General features: G+C 61.9%; 24 protein-coding genes and 4 tRNA genes. All 28 read left to right on the forward strand.

Features of this window, described 5'->3' with window-relative positions; translation table 11 throughout:
- The first annotated feature begins 29 nt into the window (after positions 1–29).
- A tRNA-Ala gene (locus I2H19_RS07390) sits at positions 30–102 on the forward strand.
- A gap of 198 nt (positions 103–300) precedes the next feature.
- Positions 301–376: transfer RNA gene (locus tag I2H19_RS07395), tRNA-Ile, on the forward strand.
- A gap of 434 nt (positions 377–810) precedes the next feature.
- Positions 811–883 (forward strand) — tRNA-Ala (locus tag I2H19_RS07400).
- Positions 884–958: 75 nt separating this feature from the next.
- Positions 959–2,995: an ABC-F family ATP-binding cassette domain-containing protein gene (locus I2H19_RS07405; RefSeq protein WP_195622223.1), complete on the forward strand. Its 2,037-nt coding sequence runs from the start codon at positions 959–961 to the stop codon at positions 2,993–2,995.
- Positions 2,982–3,278 carry a hypothetical protein gene (locus I2H19_RS07410; RefSeq protein WP_055250169.1) on the forward strand — a complete coding sequence of 99 codons (297 nt, stop codon included), beginning with the start codon at positions 2,982–2,984 and terminating at the stop codon, positions 3,276–3,278. The genes I2H19_RS07405 and I2H19_RS07410 overlap by 14 nt, the downstream gene beginning before the upstream one ends.
- Before the next feature lie 9 nt (positions 3,279–3,287).
- Complete coding sequence (locus I2H19_RS07415) at positions 3,288–3,971, forward strand: site-2 protease family protein (RefSeq protein ID WP_195622224.1); 684 nt, start codon at positions 3,288–3,290, stop codon at positions 3,969–3,971.
- Positions 3,972–4,055: 84 nt separating this feature from the next.
- Entirely contained in the window at positions 4,056–4,868 is an 813-nt protein-coding gene (locus tag I2H19_RS07420; RefSeq protein WP_195622225.1) for a segregation and condensation protein A, read from the forward strand.
- Positions 4,869–4,879: 11 nt separating this feature from the next.
- Positions 4,880–5,608 carry an SMC-Scp complex subunit ScpB gene (scpB, locus tag I2H19_RS07425; protein ID WP_195622226.1) on the forward strand — a complete coding sequence of 243 codons (729 nt, stop codon included), beginning with the start codon at positions 4,880–4,882 and terminating at the stop codon, positions 5,606–5,608.
- Positions 5,595–6,557, forward strand: coding sequence for a pseudouridine synthase (locus I2H19_RS07430; RefSeq protein WP_195622227.1), 963 nt, complete (start codon positions 5,595–5,597; stop codon positions 6,555–6,557). The genes scpB and I2H19_RS07430 overlap by 14 nt, the downstream gene beginning before the upstream one ends.
- 66 nt (positions 6,558–6,623) lie before the next feature.
- Positions 6,624–7,310 (forward strand): (d)CMP kinase, encoded by a 687-nt coding sequence (gene cmk, locus I2H19_RS07435; protein ID WP_195622228.1) that lies wholly within the window; start codon positions 6,624–6,626, stop codon positions 7,308–7,310.
- A 3-nt stretch (positions 7,311–7,313) separates the two neighbouring features.
- A complete protein-coding gene (locus I2H19_RS07440; RefSeq protein ID WP_195622229.1) occupies positions 7,314–8,042 on the forward strand; it encodes a lysophospholipid acyltransferase family protein in 729 nt (242 codons plus the stop codon).
- Positions 8,043–8,044: 2 nt separating this feature from the next.
- A complete protein-coding gene (locus tag I2H19_RS07445) occupies positions 8,045–8,944 on the forward strand; it encodes a 4-hydroxy-3-methylbut-2-enyl diphosphate reductase (RefSeq protein ID WP_195622230.1) in 900 nt (299 codons plus the stop codon).
- A gap of 2 nt (positions 8,945–8,946) precedes the next feature.
- Entirely contained in the window at positions 8,947–10,389 is a 1,443-nt protein-coding gene (locus tag I2H19_RS07450; protein WP_195622231.1) for a DUF512 domain-containing protein, read from the forward strand.
- Between the two features lie 10 nt (positions 10,390–10,399).
- Positions 10,400–11,734, forward strand: coding sequence for a ribosome biogenesis GTPase Der (der, locus tag I2H19_RS07455; RefSeq protein ID WP_195622232.1), 1,335 nt, complete (start codon positions 10,400–10,402; stop codon positions 11,732–11,734).
- On the forward strand, positions 11,727–12,410 hold the full coding sequence (gene plsY, locus I2H19_RS07460; protein WP_195622233.1) for a glycerol-3-phosphate 1-O-acyltransferase PlsY: 684 nt from the start codon (positions 11,727–11,729) through the stop codon (positions 12,408–12,410). Before der ends, plsY begins: the two co-directional genes overlap by 8 nt.
- A gap of 9 nt (positions 12,411–12,419) precedes the next feature.
- Complete coding sequence (locus I2H19_RS07465; RefSeq protein WP_195622234.1) at positions 12,420–13,427, forward strand: NAD(P)H-dependent glycerol-3-phosphate dehydrogenase; 1,008 nt, start codon at positions 12,420–12,422, stop codon at positions 13,425–13,427.
- Between the two features lie 18 nt (positions 13,428–13,445).
- The gene (gene rpe / locus I2H19_RS07470) at positions 13,446–14,117 is read left to right on the forward strand and encodes a ribulose-phosphate 3-epimerase (RefSeq protein ID WP_195622235.1); all 672 of its coding nucleotides are present in this window, start codon (positions 13,446–13,448) and stop codon (positions 14,115–14,117) included.
- 6 nt (positions 14,118–14,123) lie between these two features.
- Positions 14,124–15,302 (forward strand): cysteine desulfurase family protein, encoded by a 1,179-nt coding sequence (locus I2H19_RS07475; RefSeq protein WP_195622236.1) that lies wholly within the window; start codon positions 14,124–14,126, stop codon positions 15,300–15,302.
- A complete protein-coding gene (locus I2H19_RS07480; protein WP_195361970.1) occupies positions 15,299–16,108 on the forward strand; it encodes a Nif3-like dinuclear metal center hexameric protein in 810 nt (269 codons plus the stop codon). The genes I2H19_RS07475 and I2H19_RS07480 overlap by 4 nt, the downstream gene beginning before the upstream one ends.
- A complete protein-coding gene (locus I2H19_RS07485; protein ID WP_117877380.1) occupies positions 16,105–16,824 on the forward strand; it encodes a zinc ribbon domain-containing protein in 720 nt (239 codons plus the stop codon). Before I2H19_RS07480 ends, I2H19_RS07485 begins: the two co-directional genes overlap by 4 nt.
- Before the next feature lie 3 nt (positions 16,825–16,827).
- Complete coding sequence (gene coaBC, locus I2H19_RS07490) at positions 16,828–18,039, forward strand: bifunctional phosphopantothenoylcysteine decarboxylase/phosphopantothenate--cysteine ligase CoaBC (protein WP_229089839.1); 1,212 nt, start codon at positions 16,828–16,830, stop codon at positions 18,037–18,039.
- An 80-nt stretch (positions 18,040–18,119) separates the two neighbouring features.
- Positions 18,120–18,196 (forward strand) — tRNA-Pro (locus I2H19_RS07495).
- Between the two features lie 292 nt (positions 18,197–18,488).
- Complete coding sequence (locus I2H19_RS07500) at positions 18,489–19,193, forward strand: CDP-alcohol phosphatidyltransferase family protein (protein WP_195622237.1); 705 nt, start codon at positions 18,489–18,491, stop codon at positions 19,191–19,193.
- 66 nt (positions 19,194–19,259) lie between these two features.
- On the forward strand, positions 19,260–19,694 hold the full coding sequence (locus I2H19_RS07505) for an FHA domain-containing protein (protein ID WP_006236002.1): 435 nt from the start codon (positions 19,260–19,262) through the stop codon (positions 19,692–19,694).
- A gap of 3 nt (positions 19,695–19,697) precedes the next feature.
- Positions 19,698–20,576 carry a transcriptional regulator FtsR gene (gene ftsR / locus I2H19_RS07510; RefSeq protein WP_035138472.1) on the forward strand — a complete coding sequence of 293 codons (879 nt, stop codon included), beginning with the start codon at positions 19,698–19,700 and terminating at the stop codon, positions 20,574–20,576.
- A gap of 40 nt (positions 20,577–20,616) precedes the next feature.
- Entirely contained in the window at positions 20,617–21,147 is a 531-nt protein-coding gene (locus tag I2H19_RS07515; protein ID WP_118227237.1) for an adenine phosphoribosyltransferase, read from the forward strand.
- A gap of 32 nt (positions 21,148–21,179) precedes the next feature.
- On the forward strand, positions 21,180–22,307 hold the full coding sequence (locus tag I2H19_RS07520; RefSeq protein ID WP_229089841.1) for a coiled-coil domain-containing protein: 1,128 nt from the start codon (positions 21,180–21,182) through the stop codon (positions 22,305–22,307).
- Between the two features lie 165 nt (positions 22,308–22,472).
- On the forward strand, positions 22,473–23,339 hold the full coding sequence (locus I2H19_RS07525) for a DegV family protein (protein WP_195622238.1): 867 nt from the start codon (positions 22,473–22,475) through the stop codon (positions 23,337–23,339).
- The last annotated feature ends 50 nt before the right edge of the window (positions 23,340–23,389 follow it).

A 23,389-nucleotide genomic window follows, 5' to 3' on the forward strand; every position in this document is an offset into this window, starting at 1 on the left:
CGGAGTTCCCGTATAGTACTTCTTCGCACGGGGGCGTAGCTCAGCTGGGAGAGCGCTTGACTGGCAGTCAAGAGGTCAGGGGTTCGATCCCCCTCGTCTCCACCCGAGCATTGAATGAGGCTCCAACGCAAGTTGGGGCCTTTTTTCATATAGGCACACAAGGTCAAAGGCGGCAGCATGATCCTCCCGGTCGACAAGATCGTGCGTTGAACGGGTGCCGCGCGCATGGTAGTATTTCACATCGTGGTTCAAAGCGTTGGAGGCTGTTCTGCCACCCCAACTGCAAGCGCCACTTTATAAGGGCTCTTGGCGCAACGGTTAGCGCAGGGGACTCATAATCCCTGGGTTCTGGGTTCGAATCCCGGAGGGCCCACCAGGTTTTTCAACAGGCCAGGCAATATGTCTGGCCTGTTTTTTCATGGCATTAGTTTTCACTTGCAAATAGCCTGCTTACTCATTTCCGGGCGTCCTCGGTCGGCTGCCTGCGATGCCGCCGCCACGAAACCGGCCCATCTACTACGTTTAACCCCGACCCCTCGACCATACCCCGTATTTCGCGAAAACCGCAGGCCGTCTACCTGCGGTTTTATTCTTGCCCGAGACGCCATGGTCGGGGGATGTCGCCCAAACGTAGTAGATGGGCCGGTTTCGTGGCGGGGATCCCGGGGGCGACCGGAGTGGAGCCTGATAGGCGGGCGCTGGTCTCCGCCGTCGCGACCCCGCGGGACTCCGGCGCCCGCGCCCCCGGAAAGTTATTCCAAAAATGTCCTTGCATCGCCGTCCGAGTTCCCGTATAGTACTTCTTCGCACGGGGGCGTAGCTCAGCTGGGAGAGCGCTTGACTGGCAGTCAAGAGGTCAGGGGTTCGATCCCCCTCGTCTCCACCCGAGCATTGAATGAGGCTCCAACGCAAGTTGGGGCCTTTTTTCATATAGGCAAACAAGATCAAAGGCGGCACCATGATCCTCCTGGTCGACAAGATCGAAAAAAGCTTCGGCGCACGCGTCCTCTTTAGCGGCGCGTCCTTTCAGATCAACCCCGGCGAGCGCTTCGCGCTCGTGGGCCCCAACGGAGCCGGCAAAACCACCATGCTCAAAATCATCATGGGCATCGACAGCCCCGACGCTGGCCAGGTCCAGTACGCCAAGGACTGCCAGGTAGGCTACCTAGAGCAGGAAACCAACCTGGAGCAAAAGGACACCACCATCCTTGCCGAGGTCATGGCCGCGGCCAAGGAGATTCGACGCATGGGCGAGCGCGCCAACGAGCTGCAGGCCCAAATCACCGAGCTCTCCGAACAGGGCAAGGACGTCGACGCACTCCTCAACGAGTACGGACAGGTCCAGGACCGCTTTGAGCACCTGGGCGGCTACGAGCTCGAGAGCAACGCGCGCAAGATCCTGTCCGGTCTGGGCTTTAAGGTCACCGACTTTGAGCGCCCGTGCTCCGAGTTCTCGGGCGGCTGGCAGATGCGCATCGCGCTGGCCAAGCTCTTCCTGCGCCACCCCGACCTGCTGCTTCTAGACGAGCCCACCAACCACCTGGACCTCGAAAGCGTCCAATGGCTGCGCGGCTTTATCGCTAACTACGACGGCGCCGTCCTCATCGTCAGCCACGACCGAGCCTTTATGGACGCCTGCGTCGACCACGTGGCCGCGCTCGAGAACCGCCGCGTGACCACCTACACCGGCAACTACAGCAGCTACCTTAAACAGCGCGAGGACAACCTGGAGCAGATGCGCGCCAAGCGTGCCGCTCAGGAGCGCGACATCGCGCACATGCAGGTCTTCGTCGACAAGTTCCGCTACAAGCCCACCAAAGCTGCCCAGGCCCAGGAGCGCATCCGTAAGATCGAGCAAATCAAAAAGGAGCTCGTCATTCTGCCCGAAGGCCACAAGCACATCGACTTTAAGTTCCCCGACCCGCCGCGCTCCGGCGATATGGTCGTGGGCCTGGAGGGCGTATCCAAGTCTTACGGCAACAAACACATCTACAGCGACATCGACCTCAAGCTCTACCGCGGCGAGCACGTGGCGCTCGTCGGCCCTAACGGCGCCGGCAAGTCCACCCTCATGAAGATCCTCGCCGGCCTGGAGCCGCCCACCACCGGCACCCGCGACCTGGGCACCAACGTGGGCGTGGCCTATTACGCCCAGCACGCGCTCGAGGGCATGACCGAGTCCAACACCGTCCTGCAAGAGATCGATACCGTCACGCCCAAGTGGACCGTGCCCCAGCAGCGCAGTCTGCTTGGTGCCTTCCTGTTTAGCGACAACGACGCAATCGAAAAGCAGGTCCGCGTCCTCTCCGGCGGCGAAAAGGCTCGTCTGGCCCTGGCAAAGATGCTCGTGGCACCCGAGGCGCTCCTGTGCCTGGACGAGCCCACCAACCACTTGGACATCGACTCGGTGGACATGCTCGAGAACGCCCTGCAAAACTTCCCCGGCACCATCGTGCTGATCAGCCACGACGAGCACCTGGTACGCGCCGTGGCCAACCGCATCATCGACATCCGCGACGGCAAGGTCACGGTCTACGATGGCGACTACGACTACTACCTCTACAAGCGCGAGGACCTCGCAGCCCGCGCCGCCGCCGAGGCGGCAGGGGAGAGCGCGCCGGCGGCGAGCAAGAGCACCAAGCCTGCCAACGCCGTCCAGGCCAGCAGCCCCGCCGCGGCCCCCAAGCCGACCGAGGGTAAAAAGACCAAGGAGCAAAAGCGCGCCGAGGCCCAGGCCCGCGCCGCACTCAACAAAAAGCTCAAGGGCGTGCGCAACCAGCTCAAGAAGATCGAGACGGAGCTCGATAAAAAGCGCGCCCGCTATGACGAGCTTATGGAATTGATGGCAAGCGAAGAGCTTTATGCCGATCAGGATAAGTTCAACGCGGCGCTGGGGGAATATAACGGCCTTAAGCAAGAGCTTCCCAAGCTCGAGGACGAATGGCTGGAGCTTTCCACCCAGATCGAAGAGGAGACCGCGCGTGAACTCTCGTAAGGCCACTGCTGTGGCGATGAGCATCATCGCTATCGCTTGTCGCATCTGCGGCATCTTTATGAGCGCGATGACCGTGCTGCTGTGCTTTAGCGGCCTGACCGCCAAGCTGCAGATCGTGGGCTTTGTCGTTGAGCTTTCGCGCGCGCTGCCGAGCGCCATCGCCGGCTACGGCGTCATCACGTCGCCCTTTGGCGGCGTGTTCCGCCTGGATTACGCCATCGTCGCTGTGATCCTGTTTGTGGCCGATTACCTGCTCACGCGCGCCTCGCGCCGCGTCCGCTAGGAGAGCGCCATGTCCAGCAGCTACATCATGAACCTGCTCGCCAGCGCCGTCGCCGTCATCGTTGGCATCGTCATTCACGAGAGCGCGCACGCCGCCGCGGCCTGGGCTCTCGGCGACAAAACGGCGCGCTCGCGCGGACGCGTATCGCTCAACCCGCTCAACCATATCGACCCGTTTGGCACCATCATCTTGCCGCTGCTCATGCTCGCCGCAGGCGGTCCCGTGTTCGCCTTCGCCAAGCCCGTGCCCGTCTATCTCAACAACCTCAAGCACCCCAAGCGCGACGAGGTCCTGGTGAGCGTAGCCGGCCCCACATCGAATATCGCACTCGCGTGCCTCGCGGCCGCCCTCATGCACGCAACGTACGGCAGCCTCTACGCCAGCATGTCCTTTGCCGTGGCGTCCCAAATTATGAACTTCGGCGCCACGTTTATCGTGGTCAACCTGTCGCTCGCGTTCTTTAACCTCATTCCGATTCCGCCGCTTGATGGCTCGTCGATCATCGTGCCCTTCCTCAAGGGCAAGGCGCTCAACAACTATTACCACCTGCAGCAATACGCTATGCCCATACTCATCCTGGTTCTATACCTGCTGCCTATGTGGACCGGCATCGATGTAATCGGCCGCTATTTCGACGTTACCGTGTATCCGCTTGCTGAGCAGCTGCTCAACTTCGCAATCGCCGGCATCTAGGGTAAACTTACAGGTCGACCGTGCAAAACGGTCGCAACATGCACCCAAACCGCGCCGCGAAGGCGCCGTCAAAGGAGGTCGAAAATGTCGTATCGCGTGTCGACGCAGGTCTACAGCGGACCGTTCGACCTGCTCCTGCAGCTGGTAACCCGCCAAAAAGTAGATATCGGCGCCATCTCCATCAGCGAGGTGGCCGAGCAATACCTGGCCGAGGCCGAGCGCATCGAGGCGCTGGACCTGGACGTGGCGAGCGACTTTTTGCTGGTTGCGGCGACCCTTTTGGACATCAAGGCCGCCTCGCTGGTGCCGCAGGAGGCCCCGCGCAAAGTCGATGACGACGATGACGAGTTCGACGAAGACCTCGAGGAGCTCAGCGCGCTCGACGGCGACGCCTTGCGCGAGGTCCTGATCCAGCGCCTGATTGCATACAAGCAGTTTAAGGGCGCGGCGGCGGCCCTCGGTGCCCGCATGCAGGCCGAAAGCCGCATGCGCCCGCGTGTGGCCGGTCCCGACCCGGAGTTTTTGGGCCTAATGCCCGACTATCTGGCCGGCATCACCCTGCGCGGCCTCGCCGTCATCTGTGCCGACCTGGACGGCAAGCGCCAGACCTTCCTGCTGGAGGCCGAGCACGTGGCGCCGCATCGCGTGCCGCTCGACCTGACCGTAGCCTCAGTCGACCGCTTTACCATGGCGCACCAAACCTGCACCTTCCGCGAGCTACTGGACGGCGATGCCACCACCGAGCAGCTCGTCGTCACCTTCCTGGCCATGCTGGAGCTCGCCAAGCGCGGCTCGCTCACGCTGAGCCAGGACGAGATCTTTGGAACCATCTGCATCAACCGAATCGAGGGCGCCGAGGCATACGTGCCCGGCGAGGGCCCCGAGCTCACCGAATAGGAGCCGCAACCATGTCAACCCTTTCCACGCTGGAGGCAAACAGCCTCAAAGGCGCCCTCGAGGCGCTGCTGCTGGTGTCGAGCGACCCGGTGAGTGCGCCCGCGCTGGCCGGCGCACTGGATATCGCCCCCGGCGAATGCGCATCGCTGCTCGCCGAGCTCAAGGTTGAGTACGAGGAGGCCAACCGCGGCTTTCAGCTGCGCGAGGTCGCCGGCGGCTGGCGCCTGTTTACGCACCCCGCCTACCACGACGTGGTCGAGGCCTATGTGTTGAGCTGGGACACGCAAAAGCTGTCGCAGGCGGCGCTCGAAACCTTGGCCGTCATCGCATACCACCAACCCGTGACGCGCGAGGTAGTCAAGGGCATCCGTGGCGTCAATTCTGACGGCGTCATCGCGTCGCTCGTCGACAAGGGTCTGGTGCGCGAGCTCGGCCGCGACCCCCAGCGCGGTCAGGCCATCATCTACGGCACGACCAACGCCTTCTTGGAAAAGTTCGGCCTGCGTTCCACCCGCGACCTGCCCGATCTGGAGCAGTTTGCCCCCGACGAGCAGTCGCGCCAGTTTATCCGCGAGCGCCTGAGCGGCCGCAGTATTCAGTCCACGCTCGAGGAGCAGGCCGAGGACCTAGACGAAGAGCGCGAACTGCTCGATACCGATGTTGAAGATGTTGAGGCAGTCGAGGACTTGGAGACTCTGGTCGTCGACGTGACCTCGGAGGATTTGCATGACGAGGACTAACGAAGTAGGGGAGACGCGCGCCACGGACGGCACAGCGCCCGCGACCGACGCCCAGTCCGTCTACCCGCACACCATGCGCTTGCAGCGCTTTTTGGCGCGCGCGGGCGTGGCGAGCCGCCGCGGCTCGGAGGACCTAATGACCGCCGGCCGCGTGACCGTCAACGGGCTGGTCGCGACCGAGCTGGGCACCAAGGTCGATGTCGACCGCGACCATATCGAGGTCGACGGCATGCCCGTCAAGCTCAACCAGGGTGCCGTGTACTTGATGCTTTACAAGCCGACCGGCTACCTCACCACCATGAGCGACCCGCAGGAGCGCCCCTGTGTGGCCGACCTGGTCCCCCGCGACCGCTTTCCGGGACTTTTCCCGGTGGGTCGCCTGGACCGCGACACCACGGGCCTTTTGCTCTTTACCACCGACGGCGACCTGTCGCAGGACCTGCTGCATCCCAGCAAGCATGTCTATAAGACCTACCAGGCACTCGTTGACGGGCAGCTGACCGAACGCGATCTAGACCCGCTCCGCCATGGCATCGAGCTCGACGACGGCCTATGCCAGCCGGCAATCTGCCGCGTCATCACCGCACGCGAGGCCGAGGCCGTGGCGCCACAGGGCGTCAAGCCCGGCACCACCGCCGTCGAGGTCATCATCCGCGAAGGTCGCAAGAACCAGGTTAAGCGCATGCTGAGCAAGATTCACCATCCGGTAATCCGTCTGCATCGCTGCAACTTTGCCGGCCTGGAGCTCGAGGGCGTAGCCAAGGGCTCGTGGCGCGAGCTCACCGAGCGCGAGGTGCAGATCCTCAAGGCCGGCGGTATCCCGCCCAAGCAGGCCAGCTTCAAGCGCGGCGCCTCGCGTGCGACCAACACCGCCAGCCGCACGCGTCACCACGGCAGCCACGGCTCCGCACCCAAGCGCAACACCTATCGCGAGCGCTACACGGGCTAGGCAACCCGCCGCGCCCCAAAGCCCGCGAACCATACCAGCACGTCAAACATTGAAAGGAAGCATTGCATGATCGTCGCCATCGACGGCCCCGCCGGTTCCGGCAAGTCCACCATCGCCAAGGAGATCGCCCGCCAGCTGGGCTTTAACAAGCTCGACACGGGCGCCATGTATCGCGCCGTCACCTTCGCCGCGCTCGACCGCGACATCGACCTGGACGACGAGGCGGCCATCGACGCCCTCGCCGAGCAGATCGAGATTCGCTTTACCAACGGCACCGGCGAGGACACGCGCCTGACCATTGACGGCCAGGACGCCTCGGCTGCCATTCGAACCCCGCAGGTTGACGCCAACGTGTCCAAGGTCTCGGCCTACCCGGGCGTGCGCGCCGCCATGCTCATCCACCAGCGCCGCGCCGCCGAGGACCGCGATATCGTGGCCGAGGGTCGCGACATCGGCACCGTCGTGTTCCCCAACGCGCAGGTCAAGGTGTTCCTGACCGCCGACCCGCGTGAGCGCGCCCGCCGCCGCGTGCTGCAGCGTCACCAAAACGATGCCCAGCCGCTCACGTCCGAGCAGCTCGAAGCCGAGGTCGACGAGACCCTCGACGCCCTTAAGCAGCGCGACAAGCTCGACAGCAGCCGCGAGGTCGCCCCGCTCGTGCCCGCCGAGGACGCCGTGCACGTCGACTCCACCGCCCACGCCATCGACGAGGTTGTACGCATCATCGAGGACCTCATCAACCAAAGGAGGTAGCCCATGCGCCTGTTTAAGCAGACGCCCGAGGATTATTACAGCGCCCCCTACGCCGAGTTTCCGGCGCTCATCCGCGGCACCGTCGTCGTGGTCATGGCAATCCTCTGGGCTTTCTCTAAGCTCATGTGGCGCTGGAAGGTAGAGGACGCCGATCTGCTGTTTGAGCGCCAGGAAGGCCGCGGCAGCGTGGTCATCTGCAACCACACCTCGATGGCCGAGCTCTTGGCCGTGGAGACGGCGCTGTTCTTTGGGGGGCGCCGCATTCGCCCCATCTTTAAGTCCGAGTTCGCCAAGAGCAAAATTGTGAGCTGGGCCTTTAGCCGCGTTGGCGGCATCCCCGTGGAGCGCGGTACTGCCGATATGAAGTGCCTGCGCGCCGCTCAGCATGCGCTGCAGCGCGGCGAGGACGTCCTGATCTTCCCTGAGGGCACGCGCATCCGCTCGCGCGAGATCAAGCCCGAGGTCCACGGCGGCTTTGCGCTCATCGCCCAGATGGGCAAGGCGCCCGTCAACCCGCTCGCTATCTGCGGCTGGTCCGACATCACGCCCGCGGGCAGAAAGCTCATGCGTCCCAAGAAGTGCTGGATTCGCGCCGGCAAGTCCATCTCGCTTTCCGACGCACCGGCCGGGCTTAAGCGCACGGAGCGCCTGGAATGGTTTGAGTCCGAGGCCATGAACCGCGTCTACGCCATGCGCGACGAATTGTGCGCCGAACACCCGGGCAGGTTCTAGCCATGAGCGAGAACGTGACGAACACTGCCGCGACTGCGTCCGACCAGGCAACCGCGCCTACCATCGAAATCGCCGCCCACGCCGGCACTTGCTACGGCGTACAGCGTGCGCTCGATATGGCGCTGGCCGCCGCGCCGCAGGCAGGGGAGTGCGCTCAGGTCCACACCTTGGGCCCGCTCATCCATAACCCCATCGTGGTACGCGAGCTCGCTGAGGCGGGCGTTGGCTTGGCCGAGAACCTGGATAATGCCGCAACCGGTACCGTGATCATCCGCGCCCACGGCGTGGTGCCGCAAGTCATCGATGCCGCTCGCGAGCGTGGCCTTACCGTGGTCGACGCCACCTGCCCCTACGTGAAGAAGGTCCATGTGGCAGCCGAGCGCCTGGTGCGCGAGGGCTACCGCGTGATCGTCGTGGGCGAGCCAGGCCACCCCGAGGTCGAGGGCATTCTGGGCCACGCCGGCGACGATGCGCAGGTCGTGAGCTGTGCCGCCGACGCCGATGCCCTGTCGCTCAAGGGCAAGGTGGGCCTCGTTGTGCAGACCACTCAGACCGCGCAGAACCTCGCCGAAGTCGTGGCCGCTATCACCCCGCGCGTGCAGGAGTTGCGTGTGATCAACACCATCTGCGCCGCCACGAGTGAGCGTCAACAGGCAGCAGCCACACTTGCCAACCGCTGCGACTGCATGGTCGTGGTGGGCGGCAAGAACTCGGGCAACACCCGCCGCCTGGCGCAGATTTGCGCAGACGCCTGCGAGCGCACGCATCACATCGAGGAAGCTTCCGAGCTCCAGGCCGCGTGGTTTACCGACGCTCACCACATCGGCATAACCGCCGGTGCCTCCACCCCGCAAGAACACATCGAACGCGCCGTCGCGCGCATCAAGGAGCTTTGCCGCTAATCATGGACCAGACCGTACCCGCATACGCCGCCGAGGTGGCCGATTACGGGCGCAGCCGCGACCCCGAGCCGGGTGAGGGCGCGCTCGTTAAGAACGTGCGCCCCGAATCGCCCGCATGGGATGTGGGTATCGAGCCGGGCATGCGCGTGCTCACGGTCAACGGCGAGCAGCTCACCGACATGATCGTGTGGCTCTGGGAGGCCGACGACGACACCGTCGAGCTTGAGGTCTTCGACCCGCGCGATGGCACCGTCACCCCGGTTGAACTCGATCGCTTTCCCGGCGAGGACTGGGGCCTGGAGTTCGACGGCCCCATCTTCGATGGCATGCGTACCTGCGTAAACGCCTGCGTATTCTGCTTTATGACCATGCTGCCCAAGGGCGGTCGTTCCACGCTCTATATTCGCGACGACGACTATCGCCTAAGCTTTTTGCAAGGCAACTTTGTCACGCTTACGAACCTCACCGACGAGGACGTGCAAAACGTCATCCAGCGCAACATGAGTCCCATGAACGTGTCGGTCCACGCTGTGAGCCCCGACGTCCGCCGTCGTATGATGGGCCGTAACGCTCAGCGAGGCATGGACGTGCTCGAGACCATCATGGCCGCCGGCATCGAGATTCACGCGCAGATCGTGTTGTGCCCCGGCATGAACGACGGCGAGGAGCTGGAAAAGACCCTGCACTTTTGCGAGGAGCACGAGCAAATCACAAGCCTGGGCATTGTGCCGCTCGGTTTTACCAAGCATCAGAACCGTTTTAGCTGGTCCTACAGCGACAAGCCCGAGCTAGCGCGCGAGACCATTGCCATGATCCGTCCCTACCAGGACCGCGCCTATGAGCGCTTTGGCCGCCACACCTTCCAGATGAGCGACGAGTTCTATCTGGACGCCGGCATCGATCCTCCCGAGGCAGACTTTTACGACGGTTACCCGCAGTACTACGACGGCATCGGCATGATCCGCTCGTATCTGGACGAGACCGACGACGTGCTTGCCGCCGATGCCGAGCGACTGGCCCGCGTCCGCGAGGCCATCGCCGCCCGCAGCCAGCATCTGCTGTGCCTCTCGGGCACCAGCGCACGCGACACGGTGGCCCGCTTTGTGGAGTCGCCCCAGGGACTCGCCGGCACCGTCACGGCTATCAAAAACCGCTACTTTGGCGGCAACGTGGACGTGACCGGCCTCATCGTCGCCTGCGACATCTTGGAGCAGCTACCCCAAGACCTGTCGGGGGTTATGCTCTTTGTGCCTAAGCTCATGTTCAACGCTGACGGCATGACGCTTGACGAGTATCATCGTGACGATTTACTCGCAAGCCTTACCAGTCGCGGCGCCGAGGTTCATGTGGTATCGACCATGCCGCATGAGCTGCTCGATACCCTGGAGCATATCCTTGGCATTGTGCCTGCCGACTCTACTAATTCCGCTGACCCTACCCATTAAAGGAGAGCAGATGAAACCTATCGTCGCCGTCGTCGGACGCCCCAACGTGGGCAAGTCCACGCTCGTTAACCGCCTGGCCCAGACCTCGGACGCCATCGTCCACGAGTCCCGCGGCGTCACGCGCGACCGCTCGTATCACACGGCCGATTGGAACGGCCGCGAGTTCACCATCGTCGACACGGGCGGTATCGAGCCGCTCAAGAGCGACGATGTCTTTGCAACGTCCATCCGCGACCAGGCGCTCGCCGCCGCCGAGGAAGCCGCCGTCATCCTGTTTGTGGTCGACGGCCGCACCGGTGTCACCGAGGAGGACGAGTCGGTCGCCCGCATGCTCAAGCGCTGCGACAAGCCGGTCTTTCTGCTGGTGAACAAGCTCGACAACCCCGATCGCGAGAACGACAGCATCTGGGAGTTCTATTCGCTCGGCATCGGCGAGCCCACGCCGCTCTCGGCCCTGCATGGCCACGGTACGGGCGACCTGCTCGATGACATCGTGGCCCTGCTTCCGGAGGAAGAGGACGAGGTCGCCGATGAGTTCCCCGACGCGCTGAACGTAGCCATCATCGGCCGCCCCAATGCCGGTAAGTCGTCGCTGTTCAATCGTATCCTGGGCGCCGACCGCTCTATCGTGTCCAACATTGCCGGCACGACGCGCGACGCCATCGACACCGTCGTGGAGCGCAACGGTAAGCACTACCGCATGGTCGATACCGCGGGCATCCGCAAGAAGAGCACCGTGTACGAGAACATCGAGTACTACTCCATGGTCCGCGGCCTGCGTGCCATCGACCGCGCCGACGTGGCGCTGCTCGTCGTCGACGCCTGCGTAGGCGTCACCGAGCAGGACCAGAAGGTCATGGGCTTGGCCATCGAGCGCGGCTGCGCCATCGTGGTGCTGCTCAACAAGTGGGATCTGCTCGACGACGACCGCAAGCGCGAGGCCTGCATGGAGACCATCGACCGCCGTCTGGGCGTCATGGCTCCCTGGGCTCAGTACTTGCGCATCTCGGCCCTGACCGGCCGCAGCGTCGAGAAGATCTGGGCGATGGTCGACGCGGCCGAAAAGACGCGCTCGCAAAAGATCTCCACCTCGCGCCTCAACACGTTCCTCACCGACCTGCGCGAGTTTGGCCACACCGTGGTGGACGGCAAGCGCCGCCTGCGCATGCACTACGTGACCCAGACGGGCGTCAACCCGCCGACGTTTACGTTCTTTGTCAACCACAGCGACCTGGTCAACGACACCTACCAGCGCTACGTGGAGAACCGCATGCGCTCGACCTTCGATTTTTCCGGTACGCCCATTCGACTCTTCTTTAGGAAGAAGGAGCAAAAGGATGCTTAATCCGATCCTGCTGACCGCCATCTGCGCCGTGGTCTCGTTCTTTATCGGAGCGATTCCGTTTGGCCTGATCCTGGGCCGCGCGTTCAACCACACGGACATTCGCAAGGCGGGCTCCGGCAACATCGGCACCACCAACGCGCTGCGCGTGGCCGGCCCCAAGGTGGCCGCGCTCACGCTGCTGCTCGACTGCCTTAAGGGCACCATCTGCGTCCTTATCGCGCGTCCGCTCATCGCGAGCGTGGGCTATGGCTTCCCCGTGAGCATCATGGCTCCCGGTGCCGCCGGTGACTGGATGCTCGGCGTCATTTGCCTGGCTGCCGTGTGGGGACACATCTTCTCGCCTTACCTTAACTTCCACGGCGGTAAGGGCATCGCCGTGGGCCTGGGCGTGATTCTTGCCTGGTACTGGCCCATTGGCCTGTCGCTGCTGGGCATGTTTATCGTTGCCGTCGCCATCACCAAGTTTGTGTCGGTGGGCTCGCTTGCCGCCGCCATTGGTCTTCCCATCGCTGCCTGTGCGGTCTTTCCGTACAGCAGCCTGGGGCTCAAGTTCTGTATGGCGATGATCGGCATCACCGTGGTGTGGGCCCATCGCTCGAATGTCCAAAAGCTCATGACCGGTAAGGAGTCCAAGCTCTCGTTTACCAAGCGCGTCACCGAACCCGACGATAAGTAGGAGAGAGTCATGAATGTTGCGCTGATTGGCTCTGGCTCCTGGGGAACCGCCGTCGCCGGCCTTGCTGCCGCGCGTGCCGAGCGCGTGACCATGTGGGCCCACAGCGAGCAGACGGCCGCCGGCATCAACGGCGAGCACCGTAACCCCCGGTATCTGGTGGGCTACGAGCTGCCCGGCAACGTCGTCGCCACCACGGACCTGGTGCAGGCGCTCGACGGCGCCGAGGCCATCATCTTTGCCGTGCCCTCCACGCACCTGCGCAGCGTATGTCATCAGGCAGCCCCCTTCATCGCCGCCGACACCCCGGTGCTCTGCCTCACCAAGGGCATTGAGCCCGAGTCCGGCCTGCTCATGAGCGAGGTCATCGCCAGCGAGATCGGCAACGAGGCGCGCGTGGCGGCGCTCTCGGGCCCCAACCATGCCGAGGAGATCTGCCGCGGCGGGCTTTCTGCCGCCGTCATCGCCAGCGAACATCCGCAGATAGGGGAGACCTTTAAGGACCTGCTCCTGTCCACGGCCTTCCGCATCTATCTGTCGCAAGACATGACCGGTGTCGAGGTCTGCGGCGCCATGAAAAATGTCATCGCCATCGTGTGCGGCATCTCCGCCGGCACCGGTGCCGGCGACAACACGCTCGCCCTCATCATGACGCGCGGCCTGGCCGAGATTAGCCGTCTGGTGCATGCCCGCGGCGGTCAAGCTATGACCTGCATGGGACTTGCCGGCATGGGCGACCTCATTGCCACCTGTACCTCGGAGCACTCGCGCAACCGCACCTTTGGCTACGAGTTTGCCCACGGCGTGTCGCTCGACGAGTATCAGACGCGCACGCATATGGTGGTTGAGGGCGCCGTCGCGGCCCGCAGCGTCAGCGAGCTTGCCCGTTCACTGGGCGTAGACATTCCGCTCACCTTTGCCGTGGAGCAAACGCTCTACAACGGTGTTACTTTGGATAGGGCGCTCGAGATTCTTACCGACCGCGTCCCCTCTCAAGAGTTCTACGGACTCAACGACTAGCGCAGAAAGGCTACTACCATGGGTTCCATCAAAATCGCTCCGTCCGTCCTTTCGGCCGACATGGCCAACCTCAAGGGCGAGCTCGACAAGATCGCCGGCGCCGATTACGTGCACTTTGACGTTATGGACGGTCATTTTACCGGCAACCTCACCTTTGGCGTTGACATCCTCAAGGCCGTCAAGCGCTCCACCGACGTGCCGGTCGACGCGCACCTGATGGTATCGAACCCCGACGAGACGGTCGATTGGTACGCCGACGCCGGTGCCGACATGATCACCGTGCACTATGAGGCCTCCACGCACCTGCACCGCACGCTCACGCATCTTCAGCAGCGCGGCGTCAAGGCCGGTGTGGTGCTCAACCCCGCCACCCCCGTGTGCGTGCTCGAGAGCATCATCGACGTCGTCGATATGGTGCTGCTCATGAGCGTGAACCCGGGCTTTGGCGGCCAGAGCTTTATCCCGGGCACTATCGCCAAACTGCACGAGCTCAAGGCCATGTGCGAGCGCCACGGCGTGTCGCCCATGATCGAGGTCGACGGCGGCATTTCTTCCAAGAACATTGCCGAGGTCGTCAAGGCTGGTGCCAGCGTTCTCGTGGCCGGCTCCGCCGTATTTAAGTCCGAAGATCCCGCCGCCGAGGTTGCGCTGCTGCAGAAGCTGGGCAATGAGGCCGCACAGGAGGCATAAACCCTTATGACCGCAGGTCAAAACCGCATACCCGTGAATCTTGACTACGCCGCCTCGACGCCCATGCGCGCCGAGGCGCTCCTTGCGCAGCGCGAATATGACGACAGCGAGCTTGCCGGCGTCAACCCCAACTCGCTGCACTCGCTCGGCCGCAAGGCCGCCGCGCGCCTGGAGGTTGCCCGTCGCGAGATCGCCCATAGCTTTGGCGCACGCGTCCGCCCGTCCGAGATTGTTCTGACCAACGGCGGCACCGAAGCCAACCAGCTGGCGCTGCTCGGTCTTGCCGAGGGCGCCCGTCAGCGCGACCGCAAGCGCAACCGCGTGATCGTATCTGCCATCGAGCACGATTCGATTCTGGACAACCTGCCGCTGCTGCGTGCCGCTGGCTTTACCGTCGACCTGGTGCAGCCCTGCCGCGCGGGCTACATTGAGCCTGCCGCGCTTGTCGAGCTACTAGGCGACGACGTGGCGCTCGTGAGCATCATGGTCGCCAACAACGAGACCGGCGTGGTGCAGCCCATCCGCGAGCTTGCCGCGGCCGCGCATACCGTGGGCGCCCTGTTCCACACCGACGCCATCCAGGGCTATCTGCACATTCCGCTCGATGCCACCGAGCTAGGCGTCGACGCCATGTCCGTCGCAGCCCACAAAATTGGCGGTCCCGTTGCCTCCGGCGCGCTCTACGTTAAGACCCGCACGCCACTGCGTCCCCGCATCTTTGGCGGCGGACAGGAAGCCGGACGTCGCGCCGGCACGCAGGACCTGCGCACACAGCTGGCCTTTGCCGCTGCCGCCCGCACGCTGGCACCCCATGTGGCTCAGGAACGCGAGAAGCTGCAAGCCCTTTCCGACAAGCTCTACGCCACGCTTACGGCTCATCCGCGCATTCACGCCACCATGGGAGACTACGCACATGTCGACCGTCTGCCCGGCATGGTATCGATCTACATTGACGGAATGGACTCCGAGGAGCTTATCATCAAGCTCGATGCCGCCGGTTTTGAAGTGTCGGCAGGTTCGGCATGCTCGAGCGGCAGCATGGACCCCAGCCACGTTTTGAGCGCGATGGGCATCGGTCGCGAGCAGGCGCTGGGCGCACTGCGCATCTCCTTCGATGACCGCGTGAATCCGGCCGATCTGAATGAGTTCGCCAAGACGCTCCTCTCGATCGTGGGTGCCGTATGATCGCCGCCGAGCTTGAGCGCGCGCTGCTGGCACGCTATCCCAAGACCGATGCCGAGAGTTGGGACCATGTAGGACTCTCCGTCGGCGACCCTGCCGCGGAGATTACCGGTGTTGCCTGCGCACTCGATGCGACCGAAGCCAATGTGCACCGCGCCCAGGAGGCCGGCGCCAACGTGCTGCTGACGCATCACCCCATCTATATCAAGGCGCCCGAGGCGTTTTGTCCGGCGGATGCCACGCGTCCCCAGTGCAGCGCGGCGCTCTATGAGGCGGCCCGATGCGGCGTGAGCATTATCTCGCTCCACACCAACCTGGACCGCTCGCACGAAGCCTGCCTCTGCCTGAGCGAGCTGCTGGGTGCCGCACCCGTGAGCTCACTGGAGCACGTGGACGACCCCGAAGCCACCGGCCTGGGCGCACTTGCAACGCTCAACGACCCGTGCACGCTGCGCGATCTTGCCACCCGTGCTGCCACGGCCTTCGGCAGCAACCCGCGCGTTTGGGGTGAAGCCGAGCACCCGTGCCGAACCGTCGCCATTTTGGGCGGCTCCCTGGGCGACTTTGGAGAGCTCGCCATCGCCGCGGGCGCAGATGTTGTCGTGACGGGCGAGGCGGGCTACCACGTGGCGCAAGACCTTGCCTTGCGCGGGCTACCGGCGATCCTGCTCGGCCACGACCGCTCCGAGGAGCCGTTCGTTGATATATTGATGAACTCTGCAGTTGATGCCGGGGTCGACCCCCGTCATGCGATTAAAATACTGAACCCTTGCCAATGGTGGACTGTGACAAAAGGAGAGAACTTATGAGCGCCGGCGCTACGCTACTCAAGCTGCAACAGATCGATTTGGAGCTCGCCCGCAACAAGAGCGAACTTGCCAATATGCCGGAGCTCAAGGAGCTCGCTTCCAAGCGCAAGACCTATGTGAAGCTCAAGTCCGAAATGACCAAGCTCTACGCCCAGCGCAAGGACCTGGATATTGAGCTCGACGATCTCAACACCACCGAGATCCAGACCAATAACGCCATCGAGGCCGCCAAGAAGCGCCATGTCGACGGCTCCGACTACCGCGAGGTTCAGGACCTGGAGAACGAGCTCGCCACCCTGGCCAAGCGCTTGGACAAAATCGAGCACACCCGCAAAGATGTCGTCGTCGCCCACAAGGAGGCGCTCGACCGCGAGGCTCGCGCGCAGGCCATCATCGCCAAGTTCGAGGAGGGCGTGAAGGCCGACACCAAGGCCGCCCGCGCCAAGGCCGCCGACCTCCAGGCACAGATTGACGCCGCCACTAAGGAGCGCACCGCCCTTGCCGCCACGCTGCCGACCGACGTGCTCACCGACTACGAGCGCCTGCTCAAGCAGTTCCGCGGCCTGGCCGTCGAGACCATCCAGGGCAACATCCCCACGGTTTGCCACACCGCGCTGCAGGCATCGTCCATGAGCGACCTCAACCACGACGGTAGCGAGATTACGCATTGCCCGTACTGCCACCGCCTCCTGGTGCTCCCGAGCAAGGAAGCTTAAACGATGGCGGCACCCAACAATTCAATGCAACTTGAGGAAAAAACGATCCTGCTGGGCATTACCGGCGGGATCGCCGCCTATAAGTCGTGCAACATCGTGCGCCTGCTGCAAAAGCGCGGTGCGCGCGTCAAGGTCGTTATGAGCGAGCATGCCACAGAGTTTGTGGGGCCGCTCACCTTCCGTGCGCTCACCAACGAGCCCGTCGCCGTGGGCCTGTTCGACGACCCCTTCGACCCCATCCACCACATTTCGCTTGCGCAGGAGCCCGATCTGGTGGTCGTGGCGCCCGCGACGGCCAATATCATCGCTAAGATGGCCAACGGCATCGCCGACGACCTCATCTCCACCACGCTGCTTGCCACGCCGCGGCCCATCGTGATTGCCCCCGCCATGAACAACGGCATGTGGAAGGCGCCGGCGACGCAGGCCAACATGGCCACGCTGCGCGAGCGCGGCGTCCATGTGGTGGGACCCGGCAGCGGCTACCTTGCCTGCGGTGACGTGGACACGGGACGCATGAGCGAGCCTGAGGACATCGTCGAGACTGTCTGTGAGGTGCTCAACCCCGTGCCTCAGGACCTAGCAGGTAGGCGCATCGTGATTACCGCCGGCCCCACGCACGAGCCGATCGACCCGGTGCGATTCATTGGCAACCGCTCTTCGGGCAAGATGGGCATCGCCCTGGCGGGGGAGGCTGCTCGCCGCGGTGCTGCGGTCACGCTCGTGTTGGGACCGACATCGCTCGATGTGCCCCGCGGCGTGGAGTGCGTGCGCGTGCAGACCGCAGCAGAGATGCTCCAGACGGCCCTGAGCGCCTTCCAGGCGGCCGATGCGGCCATTTGCGCGGCCGCCGTCGCCGACTACACACCGGCAGCCCCTGCGGACCATAAACTCAAAAAGTCCAACGAGCGCTTGGATCACATCGAGCTTGTCGAAACGGTCGATATTTTGGCCGAGCTCTCGCGCCAGAAGGGCAAGCGATGCGTGATCGGATTTGCGGCCGAGACTGATAACGTTGTCGAGTACGCCGAGCGCAAATTGGCACGCAAGGGCTGCGATGCCATTATCGCCAACGATGTCTCGCGCGCCGATTCGGGCTTTGGAACGGATACCGACAAGGCCTGGATTGTGACTACAACGGGCACGCAAGAACTTCCCGTGCTAACAAAACCCCAGCTCGCAGATACAATTTTGGACTTGCTTCAAAATTTATAAAAAAGTTCTTGCACAAGTCTAAAGTTTCGGGTTAATATACTCCCTGTTGCGAGCGAGAGCAGAGCAACAAACAAAAGCTTCGGGACGTGGCGCAGCTTGGTAGCGCACTTGACTGGGGGTCAAGGGGTCGCTGGTTCGAATCCAGTCGTCCCGACCAGAAGTTTGCAGGTCAGGCACCTAGTGTCTGACCTTTTTTGTTTTCAGTCATCATGATTAATTTGCTTAAAGCAACAACGTTCCCGATCGATGTAATCACCGAATCAAAACGTGTACATCAGCCACCAAAATCGACATTTTTCGACATGTTTGGAGGCAGATGTACACGAATGCGAAATCCCCCGCCTAATAGCGTCCTCCACATGTCTGGACTCTCTATGGCTGCGCTGGATAGACATCGCCGGAACGGGTATAGTATCGAAAGTTTTGTCGTTAACCAGCGGGGGAGTCCTGTGGGCATCAAAAAGAAGATCAAAAAGGAGCTTATCGGCACTTCCGATTACCCGTCGAATAAGATCTTTACGATCTCCAATTTCATCACCTTTACGCGCCTGATCCTCACCCTGGTATTTCTGTACCTGTTTGTGACGGATAACAACCGCGTCATCGCCATCGCTATCTACGCCGTTGCCGCCTCCACCGACTGGATGGACGGGCAGATCGCCCGCATGACTAAGACGGTCTCGTGGCTCGGCAAGGTCATGGATCCCATTTGCGACCGCGCGCTGCTGTTCACCGGCGTGCTGGGACTGGTGGTCCGCGGAGAGCTGCCCATCTGGGTCTGCGTGCTCATTATTGGCCGCGACATCTATCTGGGCATCGGCACGCTTATCGTGCGTCATTATCACCGTCGCCCCATCGATGTCGTCTTTCCCGGAAAGATTGCCACTGCGCTGCTCATGACCGGCTTCTCGCTCATGCTGCTCGGGTTCCCCGTTGTTGACGGCCTGCACCTTTTACCTTCAACCCTTACGGCCTTCCCGGGCCTCAACGGAAGCTCGGTGCCCCTCGGCATCTTCTTTGTGTACGGCGGCGTGATCTTCTCCATGCTCACGGCTGTCATCTACTCCATTAAGGGCGGAGTGGCCATTAAACAGGCTCTCGCGCATCCCGAGGACGAGGACATCGACTTTCTGAACCCTGAAATCGAAGACTGATTCGTTGGGGTATGATTACGTACGGTTCATTATTTGCGGCACGTCCGCGATAAGTTAGGGGTTGTCATGGACAACATGGTTAACAATATGCCTCAGAATGATAAGACTGCTGACGCTACCTGCGTATTCCGCGTGCCTTCAAGCGACGTCACCGTTCCCGACCTCATGGCCAACGTGCGCATCACCGCCCCCGTTCTGTCCATCGTCAAGGGTCCGCAGACTGGTGCCGCCTTTGAGCTCGAGGACGACGTGACCACCATCGGCCGCGATCCCGCGAACGGCATCTTCCTCAACGACATGACTGTTTCGCGCAGCCACGCGCGCATTATTCGCGAGGGCCTCGGCGCTCGCATCGAGGACCTGGGCTCGCTCAATGGTACCTGGGTCGACGGTGCCATTGTCAATGCAGCCCCGCTGCACGACGGTTCTTCCGTTCAGATCGGTACGTTTACGCTCATCTACCACGAGAGCACGCCGGAGCGCATCGAAACCGGTGAGTAGGGCATGGCCGAACGCAACTATCTGAGTATCGGCCAAGTCGTCAACCTACTTCGAGGCGCATACCCCGATCTTTCGAACTCAAAAATTAGATTTCTAGAGGATGAGGGGCTCATTACCCCTCATCGTACGCCTAAGGGATACCGTCAGTACTCCAAGGAGGACGTTGATCGCCTGGAGGTCATCCTGCACTTGCAGAAGACCCGCTACATGCCGCTCAACGTGATTAAGCAGCGCTTGGAAAACGCCACGGACCTGTCAACGCTCGCTTACGAGGTGGGCTTGCTGTCGGATGTTCCGCTCAAGACGGAGCCCAAGGAGACTAAGCAAAAGCTGCATCCCATCGAGACCATTCCCGATATGCTGGGCGTCGAGATTTCGTTTATCCGCTCGCTCGCCGAGAACGACCTCATTCGCATCATCAAGAGTCCGCAGAATCGTGAGCTCGTCGATGGCCGCGATTTTCCGATCATCCGCTACTGCTCCGAGCTGTCACGCTTCCATATCGAGCCGCGCAACCTGCGTCAGTACGTGTCTTCCGCCAACCGCGAGTCCTCGATGTTTGAGCAGGTGCTCGTGAGCATGCTCGGCATGGATACCTCCGATGACGAACGCGACGCCAAGCTCGAGCGAGCGTTTAAGAAGCTGCACGACCTTACTGAGGGCGTGCATACCGCGCTGCTCAAGAACCGCGTTTTTGAGTCGCTCAACGCCGTGGTCGAGGACGCCGACATCGATGCACTCGATGAGGAAATCACTCGCTCCGAGTCCACCAAGGCCAAAAACGAAGAGACAGCCGCGCCGGCTTCGCACGAGGATTCTCTCGTAAAGCCGCTCAAGGTCGTCGCCCCTTCGCAATCCGGCACCGCCACCGCGGGCATATAACCGCTGCTGAAATTTCGGCAACCCATTGAAAGGTCATGCAATGTACGACTTCGAATCTCAAATCGTCGATATCCCCGACTATCCCGAGCCCGGAGTCATCTTTAAGGACATCACGCCGCTCTTTGGCAATCCCGAGGCGCTCAAAGCCATGACCGATGCCCTCGCCGAGCACTTTGCCGGCATGGGAATCACCAAGGTCGTGGGTCCCGAGGCTCGCGGCTTTATGGTTGGCGTACCGGTGGCTGTAGCCCTTGGCGCCGGCTTTGTTCCCGCACGTAAACCGGGCAAGCTGCCGCGCGAGACCGTAAGCCAGAGCTACGAGCTCGAGTACGGCACCGATTCAATTGAGATCCATGCCGACGCTATCAGCTCTAAAGATACCGTGTTGATTCTGGACGACTTAGTCGCGACGGGCGGAACAGTCGAGGCAACAGGTAAACTGGTGCGAGATATGGGCGCAAAGCTTGTCGGTTACGGTTGTATCCTTGAGCTTGCGTTTCTCAACCCGCGCGAGAAGCTCACGCCGTCTAATGACGATGTGGAGCTCTTTAGCCTGGTGACGGTGGACTAGCCGTTACCCTTAGTTACTGGAAAGGAAGCTACATGCGCACAGCAAACACGCACAAAAACATGGCACGCTGCGCTGCTACGGCAACCCTCGCTTGTGTTTTGGGCTTGGGCCTCGCGGCTCCTGCCTACGCCGATACCGCATCCGACCTTGCCGCTGCTCGTACTAAGCTCGAGCAGATCGGTACCCAAACTCAGCAGATTTACGATGAGCTCGCCACGCAGACGCAGGCGCTCGATCAGACTGCCGGCGAGATCACACAAAAGCAGCAGGAGATCGCCGATGGTCAGGCCAAGCTCTCGACCTATGTCGCCGGCGAGTACAAAACCGGCGGTCTGAGCCTGCTTCAGGTTCTGACGGGCGTCGATGACCTGAGCGATATGCTCAACCGTCTGTTCTACTACGGCAAGGTTTCCGACAAGCAGGCCCAGACCATTCAGGAGGTCAAGGACCTTAAGCAGCAACTCACCGATAAGCAGACCGAGCAGGAGAAGAACGTCGCCGCGACGCAGAAGAAGGTCGACGAGCTCAATGCCCAGCAGGCTGAGGCCCAGAGTGTCGTGAACTCCCTAGATTCACAGCTGCAGGCCGAGCTTGCTGCCGAGGCCGAGGCCAACGCCGCGCTGCAGGCTGGCATCAACGCCAGCACCGCCGAGAAGGCCACGGTGAGCAACGAGACTGCCGGTACGACCGAGAACACCAACAATGGTGGCCAGACCAGCAATAACAACAACCAGGGCGGCAACACTCCGGTTCCTACGCCGGCACCTGCTCCGACGCCGCAGCCTCCCACGCCCGCTCCGGCTCCGACGCCTTCTGCTCCGAGCCAGTCTGTTGATGGCGGTTCTGTTGTCTCGCGTGCATACAGTAAGCTTGGTTGCGCTTATTCCTGGGGCGGAATTGGCCCGAACAGCTTCGACTGCTCTGGTTTTGTTAGCTATTGTCTCACTGGTCGCTATTGCCGCCTGGGCACCACGGGCACCTTTATGGGCTGGACGCGTGTGTCCGATCCGCAACCCGGTGACGTTGTTGTCAACTCGTACCACACCGGCATTTACATCGGTGGTGGTCAGATGATTCATGCTTCCGACTACAACACGGGTGTTATCATCAGCTCCGTTGCCGCCGGCATGAACAACAACTATATCTTCGTGCGCTATTAAGTCATCTTACACAGCGTGTGAATGTGGACCTCGTGGCTTTAAGTCGCGAGGTCCATTCTTTTTTCTCTAATCTTGTACGGCTATCTAGTATTCAAAACTAGATAGCCGTACATTCAATTTGCAAGATGGCTATAATTGTATGGGAACAATTAGAAAGGACCCTCTATGAGCTGGGCACTTATCTCCGATTCAAGCTGCAACCTCCGCGATTGGCAACCGACCGCACCCCATACCACCTTTGCATTTGCGCCCCTCAAAATTCGAGTAGGGGAGCGTGAATTCGTCGATGACCTTTCGCTCGATGTGCATGAGCTCAACTGCGCTGTACAGACGGAGACGAACGCTTCTTCGAGCGCTTGTCCCAGCGTAGGGGAGTGGGCCGAGCTCTTCAAATTGGCAGACAAGACCATCTGCATGCCGATCTCTGAGGGCGTGTCGGGCAGCTACAATGCGGCAGCCACGGCTCGCGATATGGTTCTTGCCGAGGAGCCCGACCGACAGATTCATCTAGTCAATTCACGCGCAGCTGGCGGCAAAATGGATCTCATTTTCTTGCTGTTCGACCGCTATCTTGCAAGCAATCCGGATGTCTCATTCGAGGACGCTTGCGCATACTTCGATAGCCTTGAGCAGAACAGCAAAATCCTCTTCAGTTTGTGCAATTACGAAAACCTCGCCAAAGCCGGACGTATCCCTAAGGCAGCCGGCGTCATTGCCAACAAGCTCAATATCCGCATTTTGGGCACGGCGAGTGAGGCCGGTAAAATCGAACTCGTCGGGCACACTCGTGGCGAAAAAAAGATGCTCAACAAGATCATCGACACTATGGAAGCCGAGGGTTTTACGGGCGGCGAGGTCATCATCGATCACGTTGAGAACGAAGCTGGAGCCCGGGCGCTTACTGACCGCATAGTCGAGCATTGGCCCGGCTCCAAGACCATCATCATGCCCTGCAACGGCCTGGATTCCTATTACGCCGAGATGCACGGCCTCATCATCGGCTACGGCATGGGCGTAGCTTCAGGCAAATAAAGTCCAACCAAGCAAAATACGGGCGGGACAATGCGACAGATGGCTCTTTG

The sequence above is a fragment of the Collinsella aerofaciens genome (assembly GCF_015560135.1).
GTDB classification, from domain to species: Bacteria; Actinomycetota; Coriobacteriia; order Coriobacteriales; family Coriobacteriaceae; genus Collinsella; species Collinsella aerofaciens_AN.

Excerpts from the sequence above, each read along its gene's own strand:
- I2H19_RS07415 (WP_195622224.1), top strand. The coding sequence starts at position 3,288 with ATGTCCAGCAGCTACATCATGAACCTGCTCGCCAGCGCCGTCGCCGTC.
- cmk (WP_195622228.1), top strand. The coding sequence starts at position 6,624 with ATGATCGTCGCCATCGACGGCCCCGCCGGTTCCGGCAAGTCCACCATC.
- I2H19_RS07450 (WP_195622231.1), top strand. The coding sequence starts at position 8,947 with ATGGACCAGACCGTACCCGCATACGCCGCCGAGGTGGCCGATTACGGG.
- I2H19_RS07445 (WP_195622230.1), top strand. The coding sequence starts at position 8,045 with ATGAGCGAGAACGTGACGAACACTGCCGCGACTGCGTCCGACCAGGCA.
- der (WP_195622232.1), top strand. The coding sequence starts at position 10,400 with ATGAAACCTATCGTCGCCGTCGTCGGACGCCCCAACGTGGGCAAGTCC.
- I2H19_RS07475 (WP_195622236.1), top strand. The coding sequence starts at position 14,124 with ATGACCGCAGGTCAAAACCGCATACCCGTGAATCTTGACTACGCCGCC.
- I2H19_RS07485 (WP_117877380.1), top strand. The coding sequence starts at position 16,105 with ATGAGCGCCGGCGCTACGCTACTCAAGCTGCAACAGATCGATTTGGAG.
- I2H19_RS07405 (WP_195622223.1), top strand. The coding sequence starts at position 959 with ATGATCCTCCTGGTCGACAAGATCGAAAAAAGCTTCGGCGCACGCGTC.
- plsY (WP_195622233.1), top strand. The coding sequence starts at position 11,727 with ATGCTTAATCCGATCCTGCTGACCGCCATCTGCGCCGTGGTCTCGTTC.
- I2H19_RS07440 (WP_195622229.1), top strand. The coding sequence starts at position 7,314 with ATGCGCCTGTTTAAGCAGACGCCCGAGGATTATTACAGCGCCCCCTAC.
- I2H19_RS07505 (WP_006236002.1), top strand. The coding sequence starts at position 19,260 with ATGGACAACATGGTTAACAATATGCCTCAGAATGATAAGACTGCTGAC.
- I2H19_RS07515 (WP_118227237.1), top strand. The coding sequence starts at position 20,617 with ATGTACGACTTCGAATCTCAAATCGTCGATATCCCCGACTATCCCGAG.
- rpe (WP_195622235.1), top strand. The coding sequence starts at position 13,446 with ATGGGTTCCATCAAAATCGCTCCGTCCGTCCTTTCGGCCGACATGGCC.
- I2H19_RS07430 (WP_195622227.1), top strand. The coding sequence starts at position 5,595 with ATGACGAGGACTAACGAAGTAGGGGAGACGCGCGCCACGGACGGCACA.
- coaBC (WP_229089839.1), top strand. The coding sequence starts at position 16,828 with ATGGCGGCACCCAACAATTCAATGCAACTTGAGGAAAAAACGATCCTG.
- I2H19_RS07420 (WP_195622225.1), top strand. The coding sequence starts at position 4,056 with ATGTCGTATCGCGTGTCGACGCAGGTCTACAGCGGACCGTTCGACCTG.
- I2H19_RS07465 (WP_195622234.1), top strand. The coding sequence starts at position 12,420 with ATGAATGTTGCGCTGATTGGCTCTGGCTCCTGGGGAACCGCCGTCGCC.
- I2H19_RS07480 (WP_195361970.1), top strand. The coding sequence starts at position 15,299 with ATGATCGCCGCCGAGCTTGAGCGCGCGCTGCTGGCACGCTATCCCAAG.
- ftsR (WP_035138472.1), top strand. The coding sequence starts at position 19,698 with ATGGCCGAACGCAACTATCTGAGTATCGGCCAAGTCGTCAACCTACTT.
- I2H19_RS07520 (WP_229089841.1), top strand. The coding sequence starts at position 21,180 with ATGCGCACAGCAAACACGCACAAAAACATGGCACGCTGCGCTGCTACG.
- I2H19_RS07525 (WP_195622238.1), top strand. The coding sequence starts at position 22,473 with ATGAGCTGGGCACTTATCTCCGATTCAAGCTGCAACCTCCGCGATTGG.
- scpB (WP_195622226.1), top strand. The coding sequence starts at position 4,880 with ATGTCAACCCTTTCCACGCTGGAGGCAAACAGCCTCAAAGGCGCCCTC.